Origin of the sequence: Roseibium sp. (genome assembly GCF_965216085.1) — a bacterium.
In the GTDB taxonomy this organism is placed as follows: domain Bacteria; phylum Pseudomonadota; class Alphaproteobacteria; order Rhizobiales; family Stappiaceae; genus Roseibium.
Genome location: NZ_OZ244138.1, coordinates 2163871 through 2181692 on the forward strand (window position 1 = coordinate 2163871; position 17822 = coordinate 2181692).

Genomic DNA, 17822 nt, shown 5'->3' on the forward strand with positions numbered 1-17822 from the left:
TTGTGTGATTATCGGGCCGGTTTCTGCTGGTTCAACCAGGACAGCACCGTGTCTCGGGCCGTGGACCTCGTTTTCGTAGCCGTTGGATAGACAATGTAATAGCCTGTGTCTTGAGGGGTTGGATCTAACCAGACAACCACCAGCCGGCCATCCGCCAATTCCCGGTCCAGCATGATGTCAGGCACCAGCGCGATCCCTTGTCCGGCTAAGGCCGCTTCGATTGCAAGAGCTGTGTGACTAAAACTGGCGATCTTTGCTGACTTACCAAGGCTACCGTTGTCGCGCATTTTTTCCCAGTACTTGTGGCCATCTCCAATGAGTGTGCAACCGGTCAGGTCTTTTGGAAAATCTGAGAGCTGGATTTGGTTCGCATAATCTGGAGTGCAAACCGCGCACAGCTGAAGATCGGCCAGGTGATCGTGTCTTACGTTGCCGGGAAATGGCGGCTTGCCGTGGCGGATGGCAATGTCGATGCCGTCCGTCTTAAAGTCTGACAGTTGCTCGCTGGCTGTGGTGACCAATTCGATGTCCGTATAGCGCTCTCTAAAATCCGCCAGCTTTGAAACGAACCATTTGGACGCAAGGGACGGGGGCAGGCTCAGGGTGACCTGGGTGCTGGAAGGTGACAAGGCATCGGTCGCCTCATCAATGATTACCAGCGCGGGCCGGATTCGGGTGTGATAGGTGCGTCCAGCCTGAGTGAGGTCCAGACCGCGGGCCTTGCGGTCGAAGAGTTTTAATCCGAGCTCTTCCTCCAAGGCCCGGACCTGCTGTGCCACGGCGCCTTGAGTCAGGTTCAGTTCGCTGGCAGCTAACCGGAAATTGAGATGCCGGGCGGCGGCATCGAACATGACCAGCCGGTTGAGATTAAGTCGGGGCATCTGGAATTCTTTGAGCCTGTAGTTTTTCTGCAGCCTTGCGCGATGAGACATGATTGGTCAAGTCAGGTGCAGGCAATTACTTTGACCGCGACATCAATTCACGGGAAGAAGATATGAGCGATCAAAAGATAGCCCTGATAACTGCCGGTGGGTCCGGCATGGGAGCAGATGCGGCGCGGAAATTGGCGGCTGACGGTTTCAAGGTTGCGATCTTATCGTCGTCTGGGAAAGGCGAAAAACTAGCTGAAGAGCTGGGCGTTATCGGCTTTACCGGGTCCAATCTGGTCGAGGCCGACTTGAAGGCCTTTGTTGACAAGGTTATGGACACTTATGGACGGATTGATGTTCTCGTCAATTCAGCCGGGCATGGTCCTAAAGGCGATATCTTAGAGATCTCAGATGACGATTGGCATCTGGGCATGGACTATTACCTGATGAATGTCATCCGCCCAAGCCGGCTGGTGGCTCCTATCATGGCGAAACAAGGGGGAGGGACCGTCATAAACATCTCCACCTTTGCTGTCTTTGAACCGGATCCAATGTTCCCGACATCCGGTGTGTTCCGGGCGGGGCTGGCTGCTTTCAGCAAACTCTTTTCCGATAAGTTCGCAGCAAGCAACGTGCGCATGAACAACGTGTTGCCCGGCTTCATCGACAGCCTGCCGGAAAAAGAAGACCGCCGCGAGCGTATCCCGATGGGCCGCTATGGCAAGGCGGACGAAGTGTCGGCGCTGATTTCCTATCTCGCCAGCGATGCAGCCGCTTATGTCACCGGTCAGAACATTCGTATTGATGGTGGTCTAACCCGAGCGGTTTAGTTTCTTCGAAAGGCCGGCAAAGTGGTCTTTGCAGGACACGTTGCCGGCCGGTATTCGTCGAAACAAAGGAACACCCACGCAGGGGTGTGGGCTGGACAGGTTTTTTGGATAAAGATAAGGACACCTTACTAACTGAAACATTCCAGCAGTGAGTCATGACTGTTTCTGAAGGTCAAAATCACCCGCAGACACCTTTGGAACCGCCGGTTTCCGGTGGCGGCTGGATGCTGCGCGGTGCCCGGGCTTCGATCTCCATTCCAGCGTTGATCCTGACATCGGCCTTTGTCGGTTTTGCCGGCATGGCGCGGGAAACCGGTCTGAGCCTTGCCGAAACGCTTTTGATGACCGGAGCTGTCTGGGCGCTGCCGTCGATCGTGGTTTTGACCGGGGCTTTGTCCTCCGGAATGGGATTGATCCCCGCCGCTGTTGCTGTCGCATTGGCTTCGGTCCGCTTGATGCCCATGACAATGGCTCTGATGCCTTTCCTCAAAGTGCCGGGCAAGACGAAAACATGGCACCTGCTGATCGCCTCACACTTCGTGGCTGTGACCGCCTGGGTCTTTGCCATGAAAAACCTACCGGATTTGCCCAAGGAAGGACGGCTGCCGTTTTTTGTCGGTTTTGGCGGGTGTGTGACTGGCTTTGTTTTCACCATGACCGGCATTGCCTACATGCTGGTCGATCAGATGCCGCCGATGGCTGCCGGAGCGCTGGTTCTAGTCACGCCAGTCTATTTCCTGTGTTCGCTCTGGGGGGCGGCGCGGATGAATGCCGACAAGGCAGCGATGGTGGCTGGCTTGATCCTGGGACCTATGTTCTTCCTCAGCGCACCTGGTCTTGATCTTCTTTGGACCGGACTGGTCGGCGGTACTTTGGCTTATCTGGTGACACGGGTAATGAGGCGGGGGCTGTCATGAATGACGTGATGGCAAACGCCTGGTGGTGGCCCTTCGTTATGATCTTGGTGGCCGGGTGGCTGGCAACAGATGTCTGGCGCTGGCTCGGTGTCTTTGCGGGCGGCAAGTTGCGCGAAGACAGCGAGCTGTTTATTTGGGTGCGCTGTGTCGCGACCGCTTTGGTCGCTGGCGTTATTTCCAAGCTGATCCTGTTTCCGCAAGGCATTCTTGCAGAAACGCCCATTTGGCTCCGCCTCGCGGCAGCGGCATTTGGGTTTTTGTGTTTTCAGCTTTCTCGTCAAAGGGTGATCGTCGGGGTTTTGTCGGCCGTTGGTTTTTTGATCACCGGTTGGCTGATGCTCGATAAGTTCGGCTTGTAAGGGCACAAAAACAATCTGCAAAAAATAAGTACGGGCGGCCACCACAAGTTGGCCGCCCTTTCTTGTATTTGCGAATTAGGATGCGTTTTCAACGATGATCGCGATGCCCTGACCGCCGCCAATGCACATGGTGGCTGCGCCCAGCGATCCACCGGTCCGCTGCAATTCATACAACAGCTTGGTCATGATGATGGCGCCGGTCGCACCGATCGGATGGCCAAGGGCTATTGCACCACCATTCGGGTTGACCTTTTCACCGGGCAAGCCGAGCAGATCATTGACGGCACAGGCCTGGGCGGCGAAGGCTTCGTTGGATTCAACCACATCCAAATCACTTGCCGTGATCCCAGCGCGTTTCATCGCGATCTGCATAGCTGGAACGGGTCCGATTCCCATCACAGCTGGGTCAACCCCAGCCACGCCATACGCGCGGATTTTGGCAAGCGGTTTGGCGCCAAGTTCTGAGGCTTTTTCGCTGGTCATCAGCGTGATCGCCGCAGCCCCATCATTCAGCCCTGATGCGTTGCCGGCGGTCACCCGGCCGTCTTTTTTGAAAACGGCCCGCAATTTGGCCATGTCTTCGATCTTGGCGTCGTGACGGACATGTTCATCGGTATCAAAGACCTTTTCCTTGCCTCTGCGACCGACGGTCAGCGGGATGATCTGGTCCTTGAAGTGACCCGCGTTGATCGCTGCGCTGGCGCGGCGATGGCTTTCCAGCGCGAATTCATCCTGGCGCTCGCGGGAAATGTCGTTTTGTTCGGCCACATTCTCAGCGGTAATGCCCATGTGGCCGATGCCGAAGGGATCGTGCAGGGCACCGGTCATCATATCGTGAGCGACTGTATCGCCCATCTTTTGCCCCCAGCGGGCGGCCGGCATCAGGTAGCCAGACCGGCTCATGCTTTCCGCACCGCCAGCAAGGGTGACATCGCCATCGCCCATGGAAATGGCTTGAACGGCCGAGACAATGGCCTGAAGTCCAGAGCCGCATAGGCGGTTCATGGTGAGCGCCGGCGCATGATCCGGCACGCCCGCCTGACGGGAGGCAACACGCGAGATATACATGTCCCGTGGCTCTGTGTGGATGACATTGCCGAAGAAGGCCTGCTCCACCTGATCTGCCTGAATTCCGGCGCGTTCAATCGCTGCTTTGGCTATCGTGGTACCGAGATCCACAGGGGCCAAGTCTTTCAAGGCGCCACCGAAGCTTCCGACCGCTGTGCGCGCGGCACTGGTAATGACAATGTCTTTCATGTGAGGTCCGTCCTGTTTGGGCTGGTGTATCTAATTTGGCAGGAAACACCATCGCGCATCAATCCCGCGTTCCCATTAGGGAACTTGTCTAAAAGGCTAATGTCTGTAAAGAGCCTTCCCTGAACCCATCAGCGCCACGATGGAAACCGTAGGGATCAGAATATGCTGTCAGGTGTTTGTATTGGAACCAACGATATGGCCGCAGCCAGTGAATTCTACGATGCTGTCTTGGCAACGATCGGAATGAAACCAGTGTTTTTTGAAACCCACGAAAGAGGCTATGCTGGCCCGGATGGCCGCGTAACGGTTTTTGTCGTAACGCCATACAATGGGCAAGAAGCAACCTTCGGCAACGGGACGCAATTTATGTTTAATGCACCCGATAAGGACGGTGTGCAGGCGTTTCATGAAGCAGCCCTCAGATGCGGAGGGACGGATGAGGGCGCTCCAGGACCGCGCGATTATCATCCGGACTATTTTGGTGCCTATGCCCGTGACCTGGACGGCAACAAATTGAACGTGTCTGTCAGTTTGGAAGGCAAAAGGTGAAGTGCGATGACTGGTGAGCCAGTCATCGACGAGAGTGCTTTATGCCTTAAGCTGCCTTTTCCATTTCCCAGCGCTGTTGAGCTTCGATCGTTACCCCGTATTGGAACATTTCGAAGGTGAAGTCTCTGATCGGCAAATTCGCCTGAAGTCTTTTCGGCAGGTCCGGATTAAGCAAGGCAGCTTTGCCGATTGAGATGAAATCTGCCTGTTCGTTTGAAATGATTTCGTTCGCCAAATTCATATCTTGTAGACCGCCGTTCGCGATCACCGGCAGCCCCGTGATTGTCTTAGCAAAGGCCGTCAGATTGTCTCCGTCTCTTGTTAAGCTGTGATAAGCGTATCCGTTTTTTTCGCTGGCAAGATGGATGTAATCCGCCCCCGCCTTGGCAACACCTGTGAAAATCTCGCGGGCATCGTCCAGGCCGTTTTCCCAAAAATAGTCCTGATCTGTCGCTTTGGCTTGAGACAGGCGGACACCAACAAGAAATGGCTTTGATGTGGCCGTTTGAGCTCTTTCAATGATGTTTGTTGTGATCCGAAGCCTGTTGGTCAGCGATCCGCCATAGTGATCAGCGCGGAGATTGGTTTCCGGTGTCAAAAACTGATCCAAAAGATATCCGTTGGCGCAGTGGATTTCGACGCCATCAAATCCGAGCCGGTCGGCCGCCCGGGCTGTTTCGACAAAGGCTGTTTCGATGTCCTCTATGTCTTTGAGTGTTAGTTCACCCGGTACCTCGTACGCTCCTTGTTTGTAGCCATAGCCTTGCAGCATTTCGCCCTTGGGGCGGACAGGCGAGGGGGCGAAGGCTTTTGGCACATGCTGGGAGACCGCCCCTGCATGGATCAGTTGAAGGATGATCTTTCCATCGTCTCGACGAACTGCGTCCAAGACCGTCTCCCAGCCTTTTTCGTGCGTGTGGGTGGTTAGGCCAGGTTGGTTTGAGTAGCACTGCGAATAAAGATCATCGACAAAAGCGCCTTCAGTGATCAGCAGGCCATAACCGCCTTCCGCAAACTCAGCGTAATAGTCAGCCATGTTTTGTGTCGGCGTTCCGTCGTCCAATGCGCTTGCACGGGACATCGGCGCAAGCACCAGGCGGTTCTGTAACGTGTGTGTGCCAATGGTGCAGGGCGTCAAGATTGGTTTTGTGTCGGTCATCGGTCAGTTCCTTGTTGTGGGTGACCGAGATTTATTGAGCACATGTCAAATTGCCAAGTACGCAACATTTTGGCATATACATACAAAAAGGTAACTAATGGAGAGCCCGGTGGCGGACCCGCATGACCCAATGTTCTGCCCAACTGAGACGGCGCTTGGCATTATCGGTGGCAAGTGGAAGGGTATGATCCTCTGGTGTATTTGCCGAAAAATCATGCGTTTCAACGAGTTGCACAGAATGGTGCCAGATATCTCCCAGCGGATGTTGACCAAACAACTTCGGGAATTGGAGGAGCACGGCATAATTGTTCGCAAAGTCTATGCGCAAGTGCCGCCGAAAGTTGAATACAGCCTCAGCTCTCATGGGGAACGCTTGAAGCCGATCCTGGATCAACTGGAAGATTGGTCGCGTGATTACCTGACAGAGCGTTTGGATCAACCGGATTCTTGATTTCTTACAAACCCGCTCAGTTGAGCTTCAGGTTCGGCTTAGGCGGTGGGCTGACTTTACTCCAGGCGCTGGTGACAAGCATGCGGTCGGGCTTTGCTCTGGGCTTCGGTACGAACTCCGGTTGGGGCACAAACCATGTCTTGATGATGTGGCGCTGGGCCGGGACCGGATCGGCCAGATAGCTTTTTTGGCCCGGCAGTCCCCACGGATAGAGCTTGTCTTGTTTGGCTTCATAGATCGCTGTCTGATCGCTGCACAGGCGCAGGCGCATGTCTTCCGGCGGGACATCCGGGACGTTGGCAAGATCCTTTAACAATGTCTCTTTCGGCTTCAAGGTGCCGTCAAAGGCCTCGGTGAAGAGCTTGGCTGTCCGCTCAGAGCGTTCCCGCCCCGTGGTGGCGCCCAGAACAACTGTCAGTATCCGTCGCCCGTCTCTTTCTGCTACGGCCGCGATGTTGCGCCCTGCAGGGCAGACGAAACCGGTTTTCAGGCCCAACGCACCGGGAAACCGGGTCAAAAGCTCGTTGTAGGACTTCAGATCCTGGCCATCGATCTGGACCGCCGCCGTTGTGTAGATCGCGTGATACTGCGGATATTTCTGATAGAGCTCGATGGACAGCAGGGCAAGATCGCGGGCCGACACGGTTTGTTTGCGGTCGAACAAGCCGTTGGGATTGGTGAAATGGCTGGCAGTCAACCCAAGACGTTCAGCTGCCGCATTCATCCGTGCGACAAAAGCGTCCTCCGATCCGGCAACCGTTTCAGCCAATGCTACGGCGACGTTGTTCGCTGAGCTGACAAGAACTGCGTAAAGCGCATCTTCCAAGCTCATAGCGCTTCCGACTTTGAGGCTGGTTTTCACCCATCTCTGCCGCATGGCCTTATGCGATAAGATCACGGGAGTTTTGAGATCAACTTCGTTGTTTGCGAGGGCCTCAAACGTCACCAACGCGGTCATCAGTTTGGTGGTTGAGGCCGGATACCAGCGGTGTCCTACATCCTCAGAATGAAGCACTGCGCCAGTCTCGAGATCGACCACGAGCGACGGGGTCGCCATGAGCGCGCGCGGGCTCATAGAAAGGATCAGGATCGCAATTGCGAAGAGACAACGCATCAGAAAACCCGGACATTTATGAAAGGCTGCACCAATGAGACCCCGCTCGCAGTGGTTACCTTACGTCATGAAACAGTGGATAGCCGGACAGTGTGGCTAAATTGAAACTTTACAAACTCTATCCCCAAAGATCATGTCGTTTCACTCCTAATGCCCTTGAGTTACCCCGTTGCAAATTTTTTGGTTCAAATGCAGGCGAAACTGGTTCCATCGTATCTTGTCAGGCTTTCCAATGGGCGCCAAACTCTCGCCATGGTATTTGGCAAGCTCACATTTCCTGCGTTCTTGAGTGTATGCATTGCTGCCTGCATCGTCTTTTCTTTGAGTGCAAAGGCAGGTCAATTCGATCAAACGACGCTCTACCTAAATTATTTGCCGCACAGACTGACCGAAACCAGCGGCCAGCAGTATGACCGGCTTCTTGAGGAGCTGATCGGCGACGATGACAGGGCGGTTTTCCGCCAAGCCGTTCCGCTGGCTCGCGGCAAAGCTCTGTTTCTGCCCAATCCTGATGCTTGTTTGTTTCCAACGAACATTTTGGCGCTCCGGATTGACCAAAATGCCTACAAATTGTTGGTGTCCGAGACCGTCGATATTGTGTCTTTGCGGCTCTACACAGCGAGATCTTCAACCTCATTTGCATCAGTGACGGACTTCGATCCCCGCCGGGTTGGGTTTATCAGTGGATCCGGTGCCATCCAGAGCCTGCCCAATTCGGACCAGTTTGTCGCGATCCCGTCGGAGAAACAATTGATAGCGATGCTTGAGCTTGGCCGGCTTGATGCCTTCCTTGGGCATCATCCGGACACAGCTCTGGCGCTTGACCATCTTGGCAAACCGGATGCCTTGCATGTCAGCCCGATCACCATCAAGAATCTGCGCTTTCCGGTTACATTCATCTGCCACGACACAGCAGTGGGCCGGACGTTTATCTCAGAAATCAACAAGCGTATTGCTGCGGTTCATAAGTCCGGACGCTTGCGGGACATTCTCGGACCCCATGCCGATCTGCCAGAGCTTAAGACGGCAGAAAACACTGAAGACATGACCCGGTAGGGCAGGTCGCCAAGACAACTGTTTTTACATACCCAATCGTTATTGTGTTCTCTTCTGGAAAGCAGAGATGATCCGCTTCTATGTTTAGCCAACAACGTCGGACCGACATTCCTTACGGGTTAGATTGCACGTACGGTCGCATGACGTTGTTGACATGGTTGAGCAGCGCATTGAACGCGTCCTTGCGTTTTTTGATTTCCTGTTTTCCAGCCTGAGGATTGTTGGTCAGGTCGCCAAGGTCGGTGATCAGGTTGATGTTGATGTAGACCATGACGCCTTCAAGGAAGTCCTGAACGTGTTTCTTCATCGTGGCGTCTTTGATGGAAAAGGCGGCCTGTGAGAAAATGTAAGCATCGTCAAACAGGCATTTGCTGTTTTTCAGTTTGTCGCAATCGACATGCTTGGTGATTGTGCCGCCTTTGCCGTCATCAAACTTGTCCGGACATTGGTTTGGCCGTGTTCCGGCGTTGATGGCTGCGATCAGAAAAGCCTCCTGGCCATCGATGTATTTGGTGTATGCCGACACGGCGTTCATCACGCGGACCATCTTGTTGTGCACGTCCCTATTGCCGTTGCTGAGATCGTAGAATTTCTTGGCCGACGCATCCGTTTGGTTTTCAGCCTTGAAATGGCAGCTCGCAGAGTTGCGGTATTTGACCGGGGACGGCGCTTTCCGGCACACACGGGGAGCGGGCATGCAGGCGCGGGCACACAGTCCCTTGGTGCCATCTGGTTTCTTGGAGCAGCTCCAGTCGCCGCAGGTCTGTCCGCCCTTTGTTGCACATTGCCGGCATTCGACAAATCCGCTTGCGGCAAGAGTGCATTGTGTAACATCAAAGCAGGGTTCGCCGGGTTTCAGTTTGGAGGCATCGCATAACGCCTGCCCGGATGACCCGAGACCCGGTGCGAGCTTTTGGCCAAGCTTCTCGAGGCGCTGGGCAAGGCCAATCGTGAAAGATGAAGGTTGCAACCGGGGTTGGCGTTCCTCGGACAAGGGGACGCGGCAGATTCCGGCTTCTACGTTAACGAGCACATTCACATTGCACAATGCTCGTGAACAACTTGATTTCGGCCCCCATGTTCCTTCTGTTCCCGGTCCGTCATCATCCAGACAACAACAGTCGAAAGGCTTCGCTCTGCAGAGCTCGTCGCTCACAATGAGGTGGCTTGCGCATTCGTTCGCAGATTTGAAATTGTAGTATGGCAGCCCGTCATCTAACTGGCAGCAAACCGGGTTTGGTGCTGTTTCGCTGAGTTCAAGAATGCGATTGAACTTCTCAGCGTCAAACAGGCCGTGATCTATGATGGGTGACTGAAGAAGGGGCGCGGTTTCTCGAAAGCCCGGAATACTGTCCAAAGAGAGCGATTGAGCATACCCAGGCTGATACGAAACAGCTGCAACTCCGCAACAGATCAATAAAATGCGAGCAAGGATCGTTCTAACAAAACTCATAATGTAGTTCCCTTATTCATAGGGAGTGCCCAAAAGCAGGCGGATGCAACAAAATCGAGTAACTTTTAAATCTGCCAGTGATGGTATCACGCATTGGGCTCAGGCCAAAACAAATGTCTGTTGTGGACTCCCGTTAGATAAAACGCGTCTCTTTCCGGTGCATGCCAGCCGTCCCTTGACTTTTGCCGCCCTTCATGGCTTGTGCAGCGCGCACGGCCTGCGTTCTGCGGGCCGTAATGATTTTCTGTGCCGTGACGCCTTGGACGCGTTATCAGACGCGCAGCGTTGAGAAGTGAAGAATCGAGGAACGAGAATGCATCCCTACCGTAGCCATACTTGCGGTGATCTGCGTCTGTCCGACGAAGGCCAGACCATCCGTCTTTCCGGCTGGGTCCACCGGGTCCGAGATCATGGCGGGGTGCTGTTCATCGATCTGCGCGACCACTACGGCATGACACAGTGTGTGGTCGATCCGGATTCTTCAGCCTTTGGCCTGGCTGAAACCGTGCGCTCCGAATGGTGTATCCGCATCGATGCGACCGTGAAGAAGCGGACCGATGAGACCATCAATCCGGATCTGCCGACAGGCGAGATTGAAGTCTTCATCCGCGACATGGAAATCCTGGGATCTGCCAAGGAACTGCCGCTGCCGGTCTTCGGTGAGCAGGAGTACCCGGAAGAGGTGCGCCTGAAGTACCGCTTCTTGGATCTGCGCCGCGAAAAGCTGCACAACAACATGATCCTGCGCTCCAATGTGGTGCGCGATCTGCGTGACCGCATGTGGGATATCGGTTTCAACGAATTCCAGACCCCGATCATCACGGCCTCGTCTCCGGAAGGCGCGCGTGACTTCCTGGTGCCGTCCCGTCTGCATCCGGGGAAATTCTATGCGCTGCCGCAGGCGCCGCAGCAGTTCAAGCAGCTGCTGATGGTCTCCGGCTTCGACAAGTACTTCCAGATTGCGCCGTGTTTCCGCGATGAAGACCCGCGTGCTGACCGGTCACCGACCGACTTCTATCAGCTGGACATGGAGATGTCCTTCGTCACCCAGCAGGAAGTCTTCGACACAATCGAGCCGGTGATGGCAGGCTGTTTCGAGCGGTTCGGCAACGGCCGTCCGGTGAACCGCAACTGGCCGCAGATTTCCTATAAGGATTCAGCGCTGTGGTACGGCACCGACAAGCCGGATCTTCGCAACCCGATCAAGATGCAGATCGTGTCTGAACATTTTGCCGGATCCGGGTTTGCGATCTTCGCAAACCTTCTGGAGCAGCCGGGCACGGAAATCCGCGCCATACCGGCTCCGAAAGGCGGCAGCCGCAAGTTCTGTGACCGCATGAACAAGTTCGCGCAAGGCGAAGGCCTGCCGGGCATGGGCTACATCTTCTGGCGGGAAGCGCAAGACGGCAGCGGCATGGAAGCGGCTGGTCCGCTGGCCAAGAACATTGGTCCGGAGCGCACCGAAGCGATCCGCCAGCAGCTTGGCCTTGACGTCGGCGATGCGGCCTTCTTCCTGGGCGGCAAGCCGAAGCAGTTCCAGGCGGTCGCCGCCAAGGCGCGTGTCATCATCGGTGAGGAACTCGGCCACACTGATATGGACCGGTTCGAATTTGCCTGGATCGTCGATTTCCCGATCTACGAGCAGGACGAAGAAACCGGCGAGATCGATTTTGAGCACAACCCGTTCTCCATGCCGCAGGGCGGAATGGAAGCCCTGGAAGGCGACCCGCTTGAAGTCCTCGGCTGGCAGTACGACCTGTCCTGTAACGGTCACGAGCTGGTGTCCGGGGCGATCCGGAACCATAAGCCGGAAATCATGTACAAGGCCTTTGAAATCGCCGGTTATCCGCCGGAAGAGGTCAACAAGCGCTTTGGCGGCATGGTCAACGCATTCCAGTATGGCGCACCGCCACACGGTGGCTGTGCGGCCGGGATTGACCGGATGGTGATGCTCTTGGCTGATGAAGCTAACATTCGCGAAGTCATGCTGTTCCCGATGAACCAGAAGGCGGAAGACCTGATGATGGGCGCGCCGAATGAAGCGGAAACGGCTCAGCTACGTGAGCTGCATTTGCGGCTGAATCTGCCGGAAGAGTAAGAATTCCGGGTGTTCGGAAATTTCTGATAAAAGGCTCCGGTCTGCCGGAGCAAAAGAGGCCGGCTTTGCTGGCCTCTGTCATGTTTGGCGGTGTCTTCCGGTTCGTCAGTCCTCACTGACTTATCGAATCGCGCTAAACACGACGGACAAGGTGGTGGCGCTTTTACCGGAAGAGGTTCCGGCGGCGTTTAGGAAAGGCGAGTTTGCGTGCTCAATTTTAAAAAATTGAACGCTGGGACTGACCCGGATGGAACGGTGCCGCTCATCCGGCGCCTCTTCGGGGAGAACCTGAAGACCTATGTTCCGCAATACGCGCTGGCCTTCCTGTTCATGGGGCTGGTTGCGGCCACGACCGCGGCCAGCGCCTGGATCATGCGCGATGTGGTCAACGAGGTCTTTGTCGAACGCGACAAGCAGATGGTCTATGTGATCGCCAGCGTCGTGATGGTGATCTTTGCAGTCAAAGGCGTTGCCACCTACGGTCAGCTTGTTGTTTTGGCCCGGGTCGGCAATGGGATCATTGCCAGCCTGCAAAAGCGGCTGTTCGACCACATCCTGAAGCAGGATCAGGCTTACTTCGATCGCAAGTCGCTGGCGGAAATCAACGTTATCGTCACCCAGGGTGTCACGTCCGCGCGCATGACGATGGACATGGTGGTCGTCTCTTTGGGGCGTGATCTTTTGACGCTCATCGGTCTTGTGATCGTGATGGTGGTTCAAAATCCGCTTCTGAGTTTCTTCGCGTTTGTCATCATGCCGCCGGCCGTCATCGGGGTTGCCGTATTGATCCGGCGGGTGAAGAAACACATGAACCGCCAGGTGGTGTCCACCGCGAAAATCACGGCAGCCCTGCAGGAGACGGTGCTGGGTGTTCGGGTGGTCAAGGCCTTTGGCATGGAAGAGGCGATGCGCGGGCGCATGGGCTATTCCGTTGAGGACGTGCAGTCGCAGGCCAACAAGATTGCTGCGCTCAGCGCCCGAACCTCGCCGATGATGGACACTCTCGGCGGTTTCGCGATCGCAGGTGTGATTTTCTACGGCGGCTACTCTGTGGTGGAGCTGGGCCAGGATCCAGGAGCGCTCTTCTCCTTCATCACCGCGCTGCTGCTGGCCTATGATCCGGCCCGCCGGCTGGCCCGGCTGAATGTCAATCTCGGCCGCGAGATGGTCGGCCTCAAGCTGATGTACGAGTTGCTCGATGAAACACCGGATTTGACCAACAAGCCGGACGCTAAGGCGCTTGAAGTGACGGCAGGTGAAATTGTCTTCGAGGATGTCCGGTTTTCCTACGGCGAGGGCACGGCACTGAATGGGGCATCCTTCACCGCTGAGCCGGGCAAGATGACCGCACTGGTTGGCGCGTCTGGCGCGGGCAAGTCGACGGTCTTTTCGCTGATTGAGCGGTTTTATGACCCGCAAGGCGGCGACATCCGCATTGACGGGCGATCGGTTCGGGATGTTCAGATTGCCTCATTGAGAGGCAGCATCGCCTATGTCGGCCAGGAAGCGTATCTCTTCAACATGAGCCTGCGCGATAACATTGCTGTCGGCGTTCCGGACGTGACACAGGCGCAGATTGAGGCAGCGGCGAAAGCGGCCAACGCTCATGAGTTCATTACCGAGCTGCCGGATGGTTATGAAACCAGTGCCGGGGAGGGGGGCAGCAATCTCTCAGGCGGCCAGCGTCAGCGGATCGCCATTGCCCGGGCCATGTTGCGCGACGCGCCGATCCTTCTTCTGGACGAGGCGACCTCTGCACTTGATGCGGAATCTGAAGCCAAGATCCAATCGGCTCTGGACACATTAATGGAAGGCCGGACCACTCTGGTGATTGCCCACCGGCTGTCGACGGTGCGCCACGCCCACCAAATCCACGTTATGGACCAGGGCAAGGTTGTTGAGAGCGGGACACATGACAAGCTCTATGATCACGACGGCATCTACCGCCGTCTGTGCGATCTGCAGTTTCAGGACAAGACGGAAGCTGCGGAATAGGCGGCTTGCTCAAGCGCGTTAGCTGAAGCGTGGACCTTTGTGTTTCAGAACTAATTCACACGAACCATGGACAAAGGAGCTGTGCCTGAGTCGACTGTTCTAGTTCAGTTGGCTGATTGAAATTGGGTGCTCTTCGAACGGCTCATGTAGGTTTCCAGCTCCCGCTTAACCACCGGCAACAAGACATAGAGCTCGACGATGTTGACCACTCCCATGGAAAAGATTGCCGTGTCTGAGAATTCAATGACCAGGCCGAGATTTGCAGCAGCTCCTATGACAACTTGGGTAGATGTCGCTCGGACAAGGGTGAAATAGGATGCCGAGCAGGCATCTGGAGACTTGATATCTCCGAAACAATAAAAAGGCTGGCCAATGTGGTCAGCCTTTTTTGTTGTTCCTTAAGCTGCAGTAGTATCCGAAGCAGATCAGGTTCTCTAGATCACTTAGGTCGCTGTTTATTGGTTCGCCTGGATCGATACCCCGAGCAGTTGCGGGATCATTTGTGGAGCCATCATGGCCGCGCCCATAACCTGCGCAAAAGGTACGGGGCTATCCGGGGAGGCGCTGATTTCCAGTGAGCCTGGATCGTTCAGATACTGCGTGATGGCTGCGGCCACTTGGCCTTCCAGTTCCTTATTCTGCAGCATGCCGAGCATCAGCGGGAGCGAGCCCGTCAGTCCGGCGACATATTGTGGTGTTTCAATGCCAGCCTTCTTGGCTTCTTGGTCCAGGATCCGCCCCGTGAGCGACGCATCGTCCAGCCGGATCTTAACGTTGGACACGGAGATGTTCTGCATGAGAGCCATGGATTCATCCGGATTGTCGGAAGACGTATTTAGCTTTTCGATGACTTCCCGGGTGACACCGCCAAGCGATACGGACAAAGACAAGGCAGCAGCGTTTTCGCCATCTATCTTCAGGTCTGGAATGTTGATGGTCGCCGCATCCGGATCCCACTTGCCGGAGCCTGAGACATTCATGGAAAGGGTCTCATACCCAAGCTCCTGAAGGGTCTTGGCTTCGTCAGCCTGGATTTGCTTCACATCAATAACGATACCGGTTACCGCGAAACGGCCGCTGGTCGGTTGATCCCCGTCCATGCTGTCGATGGTAGACGTGATCTTGTCGATATTGGCAATTTTGCCATTCTCGTCATTGATCTGAATCGTGGAGGCTTCCACGGTCTTGTAGCTCGGGTCGACGTTCGGAGTGCCATCCTTGATTTCTTCTGGCGCGGGCAGGACGACGTCAGTGGCCGACATGGTGGCCATTGTCATTCCGCCATCGTCTGCAACCAGCTCCAGATTGTCCAGCTGCAGTCCGCCGAGTTTCAACCGGCCATTATCAAGCACCATGCCATCGCTCAAAGTCGTTGTCGCAACGGTGACTTTTTCGTCATCATCACCATCACTCTTGAGGACCAGATCGGATATAGTGATCACACCGCCGTTTTCGGCGACCGCTCCGTAGCTCTCGACATCCCCTTCTTCAGAGTCGAGCAGTTTCAGAAAGGCATCTGCGACCGGTACACCGGTGGCATCAAACGCCAGAACCGGGCCTGCTTGAGCGAGAAAAAGGCCGATCGCGGTTGAAAGGCCAAGGCTAATCCGGGATTTTTGGGCAAACATTTTTGAATACTCCACCAAGCAGTGTCAGAGGCCGATGCCAAAGTAGGCCATAGTTTATACCAGCCACGCCAATTAGATGCCTATTATTTGCGACCGGTGTCAGAAGCGATCAAGGTCTGATGCCTCATGTGAAAAGTCTTGTCACCCAGTTGTTAAGGCAAGATTGTGACGGATGTCACACTACGATCCATTATCCTCAATTTCATTCGTAATCCGTTGTTTGGACTAGGCGCTGGATAGCCCTGTTTCGAATGGTGCAGAAAATGGATTTCAGATTGTCAATTTGAATTCACCAAACAGATGCCAGAGCCTTGCTGTGTATCTTAAAATTCGGCTTTCAGGATTAAGAATTCATCACATATTCAGCGCTTGTTTACCCATTTTACGGCATGGTTGGCAGGACTGTGTTCACGATAGGTCTGTGCGTTGCCCTTTCGCTATTTCGGATTTGCAAAAACGGTTCTGGTTGCCCTTGTTCTGGCGACCACACCGCTATTTGTCATCAACATTATCCTGAACCAGTTTGCAGAAAGCCGTGCGCTTGAAGAAATGCAGTCGATGGGACAGGTGTCGGTCCACAGGGCTGAAGAAGCCATAACCACGACGGTGTCACTTCTGCAGCGCCTTGACCGGGATAACGTCCAGACATGTGCGGCAGAAGACCGGGCGATCTATGAACAGCTGATTATCGAATACGGTATGATCGATGCTATCGGCATGGTTGATGCATCGGGCCAGCGCATGTGCATCATTCCAGACAGGGAGCTTACGGCCGAGGTGGTATTGCCACCGTTGCGAACCGATGGTCCGTTGGTCGGCATTGGCATGTTGGAGCGCCAATACCTTGGTGCACGGGCCGCGGTTGTCAGCTGGGATCTGAAAAACGAAAACAGATTGTTTGCAGAGGTTACACCCTCCGTGATCGCAATGGATCCTGGACCGGAGTATTTGCGGTCCTATCGCCGGACTGAACTCCGGCTTGGCGATAATCTACTGTGGTACAGTGTTGGCGGTTATACTTCTGAAGAGTCTGATCCGAGTAAAATGCTCAGCGTGGACGTGGCGTCCGAGCTTTATCCATTGATTGCTACGGTCAAGGCACCGGTATCCGCTGCAATTCAAGTGGTTCAGCAACTCAAAGTGATTGCAGCAGCTGCTTGTGCAGGGATTGCGCTTTTGTTTGTTGCGATCGGTGTCTGGTATTCTTGGCGGCCGGAAAGCGAAGCAAACGACGAATTTGTTGCTGCGATCCGCAATGGCGAGTTCATTCCGTATTATCAACCTGTTATGGATATTGAAACCAAGCGGGTGCGTGGGTGCGAAGTGTTGATGCGCTGGCGGCGGCCGAATGGCATGATCGTCTCACCAGGACAATTCATGGCCTACGCGGAAGCCAATGGGCATATCTTTGACATGACCCGACACATGATGCGGGTGTCGAGCGAAGAAGTCGGCAAACTCTACGGTGAAAACCCGGACTTCAAACTGTCGATAAACCTGTTTGCGGGTCATTTCCTTGATCGCGAAATTGTTGCTGACATTAAGTCGATCTTTGAAAACTCTGAGATCTCCTACCAGCAAATCGTGGTTGAGGTTACGGAGCGCTATCCGCTCGAAGACATGGACCTTGCCCGCAAGATCATGGCGGAAATGCAGGCTCTCGGTGTTCGTGTCGCACTCGATGACGTTGGAACCGGCCATGGCGGCATGGCCTATCTGCAGAAACTCGGTGTCGATATCATCAAAATCGATAAGATGTTTATCGACAGCATCAGCTCCGATGACAATTCGACCACCATCGTCGATTCTATGGTCGAGCTGGCCGATAACCTTGGCATGGGCATTATCGCTGAGGGTGTTGAGGAAGAAGAGCAGATTGACCGCTTGATGGAACTTGGTGTGACTGCGGCCCAGGGCTATTATTTTGCGCAGCCAATGCCTGCTAAAGAGTTCATCGAGTTTGCCGAGCGGATCGAAGATGAAGCCCGTGAACGGGCGCGGATCGCTGCGGAAGCTGCAGCTGCGGAACAGGCTGCTGCGGAAGCTGCCATGTCGGAAGCTGCTGCTTAGCGCGTCCCCAAAAGCGG

General features: G+C 54.9%; 16 protein-coding genes. 9 read left to right on the top strand and 7 right to left on the bottom strand.

The annotated features are described in order from the left end of the window. Window positions 1-8 precede the first annotated feature (8 nt). Window positions 9-881: a LysR substrate-binding domain-containing protein gene (locus ACOOFE_RS10075; RefSeq protein WP_420414806.1), complete on the bottom strand. Its 873-nt coding sequence runs from the start codon at window positions 879-881 to the stop codon at window positions 9-11. 113 nt (window positions 882-994) lie between these two features. On the opposite strand from ACOOFE_RS10075, the gene ACOOFE_RS10080 reads away from it, so the two are divergent. The 3 genes from ACOOFE_RS10080 (at window position 995) to ACOOFE_RS10090 (ending at window position 2975) form a co-directional block, all read left to right on the top strand. Continuing rightward, the gene (locus ACOOFE_RS10080) at window positions 995-1699 is read left to right on the top strand and encodes an SDR family oxidoreductase (protein WP_420414807.1); all 705 of its coding nucleotides are present in this window, start codon (window positions 995-997) and stop codon (window positions 1697-1699) included. Between the two features lie 155 nt (window positions 1700-1854). Next, the gene (locus ACOOFE_RS10085; RefSeq protein WP_420414808.1) at window positions 1855-2616 is read left to right on the top strand and encodes an AzlC family ABC transporter permease; all 762 of its coding nucleotides are present in this window, start codon (window positions 1855-1857) and stop codon (window positions 2614-2616) included. Next, window positions 2613-2975: an AzlD domain-containing protein gene (locus ACOOFE_RS10090; RefSeq protein ID WP_420414809.1), complete on the top strand. Its 363-nt coding sequence runs from the start codon at window positions 2613-2615 to the stop codon at window positions 2973-2975. Before ACOOFE_RS10085 ends, ACOOFE_RS10090 begins: the two co-directional genes overlap by 4 nt. Window positions 2976-3050: 75 nt before the next feature. On the opposite strand, the gene bktB is transcribed toward ACOOFE_RS10090, so the two are convergent. After that, window positions 3051-4232: a beta-ketothiolase BktB gene (bktB, locus tag ACOOFE_RS10095; RefSeq protein ID WP_420414810.1), complete on the bottom strand. Its 1182-nt coding sequence runs from the start codon at window positions 4230-4232 to the stop codon at window positions 3051-3053. A 162-nt stretch (window positions 4233-4394) separates the two neighbouring features. On the opposite strand from bktB, the gene ACOOFE_RS10100 reads away from it, so the two are divergent. Then, the gene (locus ACOOFE_RS10100; RefSeq protein WP_420414811.1) at window positions 4395-4781 is read left to right on the top strand and encodes a VOC family protein; all 387 of its coding nucleotides are present in this window, start codon (window positions 4395-4397) and stop codon (window positions 4779-4781) included. A 46-nt stretch (window positions 4782-4827) separates the two neighbouring features. Here ACOOFE_RS10100 and ACOOFE_RS10105 read toward each other — a convergent pair whose 3' ends face one another. Next, on the bottom strand, window positions 4828-5940 hold the full coding sequence (locus ACOOFE_RS10105; protein WP_420414812.1) for a tRNA-dihydrouridine synthase: 1113 nt from the start codon (window positions 5938-5940) through the stop codon (window positions 4828-4830). Window positions 5941-6049: 109 nt separating this feature from the next. Here ACOOFE_RS10105 and ACOOFE_RS10110 point away from each other — a divergent pair, with 109 nt between their 5' ends. Continuing rightward, on the top strand, window positions 6050-6391 hold the full coding sequence (locus ACOOFE_RS10110) for a winged helix-turn-helix transcriptional regulator (RefSeq protein WP_420414813.1): 342 nt from the start codon (window positions 6050-6052) through the stop codon (window positions 6389-6391). Between the two features lie 16 nt (window positions 6392-6407). Here ACOOFE_RS10110 and ACOOFE_RS10115 read toward each other — a convergent pair whose 3' ends face one another. After that, window positions 6408-7505, bottom strand: coding sequence for a D-alanyl-D-alanine carboxypeptidase family protein (locus ACOOFE_RS10115; protein ID WP_420414814.1), 1098 nt, complete (start codon window positions 7503-7505; stop codon window positions 6408-6410). A gap of 252 nt (window positions 7506-7757) precedes the next feature. On the opposite strand from ACOOFE_RS10115, the gene ACOOFE_RS10120 reads away from it, so the two are divergent. Next, window positions 7758-8561 (top strand): hypothetical protein, encoded by an 804-nt coding sequence (locus ACOOFE_RS10120; RefSeq protein ID WP_420414815.1) that lies wholly within the window; start codon window positions 7758-7760, stop codon window positions 8559-8561. Window positions 8562-8673: 112 nt separating this feature from the next. Here the strand turns inward: ACOOFE_RS10120 and ACOOFE_RS10125 are convergent, their stop codons facing one another. Further along, window positions 8674-9531 carry a hypothetical protein gene (locus tag ACOOFE_RS10125; protein WP_420414816.1) on the bottom strand — a complete coding sequence of 286 codons (858 nt, stop codon included), beginning with the start codon at window positions 9529-9531 and terminating at the stop codon, window positions 8674-8676. 796 nt (window positions 9532-10327) lie between these two features. Between ACOOFE_RS10125 and aspS the strand changes: the two genes are divergently transcribed. Both aspS and ACOOFE_RS10135 read left to right on the top strand, forming a co-directional pair. Further along, window positions 10328-12112 carry an aspartate--tRNA ligase gene (gene aspS, locus ACOOFE_RS10130; RefSeq protein ID WP_141186315.1) on the top strand — a complete coding sequence of 595 codons (1785 nt, stop codon included), beginning with the start codon at window positions 10328-10330 and terminating at the stop codon, window positions 12110-12112. Window positions 12113-12319: 207 nt separating this feature from the next. After that, window positions 12320-14107 carry an ABC transporter ATP-binding protein gene (locus ACOOFE_RS10135; protein ID WP_420414817.1) on the top strand — a complete coding sequence of 596 codons (1788 nt, stop codon included), beginning with the start codon at window positions 12320-12322 and terminating at the stop codon, window positions 14105-14107. A gap of 104 nt (window positions 14108-14211) precedes the next feature. On the opposite strand, the gene ACOOFE_RS10140 is transcribed toward ACOOFE_RS10135, so the two are convergent. Continuing rightward, window positions 14212-14481 carry an alanine:cation symporter family protein gene (locus ACOOFE_RS10140; protein WP_420415559.1) on the bottom strand — a complete coding sequence of 90 codons (270 nt, stop codon included), beginning with the start codon at window positions 14479-14481 and terminating at the stop codon, window positions 14212-14214. A gap of 81 nt (window positions 14482-14562) precedes the next feature. Further along, a complete protein-coding gene (locus tag ACOOFE_RS10145) occupies window positions 14563-15735 on the bottom strand; it encodes a hypothetical protein (RefSeq protein WP_420414818.1) in 1173 nt (390 codons plus the stop codon). 426 nt (window positions 15736-16161) lie between these two features. Here ACOOFE_RS10145 and ACOOFE_RS10150 point away from each other — a divergent pair, with 426 nt between their 5' ends. Beyond that, window positions 16162-17805: an EAL domain-containing protein gene (locus ACOOFE_RS10150; RefSeq protein WP_420414819.1), complete on the top strand. Its 1644-nt coding sequence runs from the start codon at window positions 16162-16164 to the stop codon at window positions 17803-17805. The last annotated feature ends 17 nt before the right edge of the window (window positions 17806-17822 follow it).

Excerpts from the sequence above, each read along its gene's own strand:
- ACOOFE_RS10100 (WP_420414811.1), top strand. The coding sequence starts at position 4,395 with ATGCTGTCAGGTGTTTGTATTGGAACCAACGATATGGCCGCAGCCAGT.
- ACOOFE_RS10080 (WP_420414807.1), top strand. The coding sequence starts at position 995 with ATGAGCGATCAAAAGATAGCCCTGATAACTGCCGGTGGGTCCGGCATG.
- bktB (WP_420414810.1), bottom strand. The coding sequence starts at position 4,232 with ATGAAAGACATTGTCATTACCAGTGCCGCGCGCACAGCGGTCGGAAGC.
- ACOOFE_RS10115 (WP_420414814.1), bottom strand. The coding sequence starts at position 7,505 with ATGCGTTGTCTCTTCGCAATTGCGATCCTGATCCTTTCTATGAGCCCG.
- ACOOFE_RS10090 (WP_420414809.1), top strand. The coding sequence starts at position 2,613 with ATGAATGACGTGATGGCAAACGCCTGGTGGTGGCCCTTCGTTATGATC.
- ACOOFE_RS10075 (WP_420414806.1), bottom strand. The coding sequence starts at position 881 with ATGCCCCGACTTAATCTCAACCGGCTGGTCATGTTCGATGCCGCCGCC.
- aspS (WP_141186315.1), top strand. The coding sequence starts at position 10,328 with ATGCATCCCTACCGTAGCCATACTTGCGGTGATCTGCGTCTGTCCGAC.
- ACOOFE_RS10120 (WP_420414815.1), top strand. The coding sequence starts at position 7,758 with ATGGTATTTGGCAAGCTCACATTTCCTGCGTTCTTGAGTGTATGCATT.
- ACOOFE_RS10085 (WP_420414808.1), top strand. The coding sequence starts at position 1,855 with ATGACTGTTTCTGAAGGTCAAAATCACCCGCAGACACCTTTGGAACCG.
- ACOOFE_RS10105 (WP_420414812.1), bottom strand. The coding sequence starts at position 5,940 with ATGACCGACACAAAACCAATCTTGACGCCCTGCACCATTGGCACACAC.
- ACOOFE_RS10145 (WP_420414818.1), bottom strand. The coding sequence starts at position 15,735 with ATGTTTGCCCAAAAATCCCGGATTAGCCTTGGCCTTTCAACCGCGATC.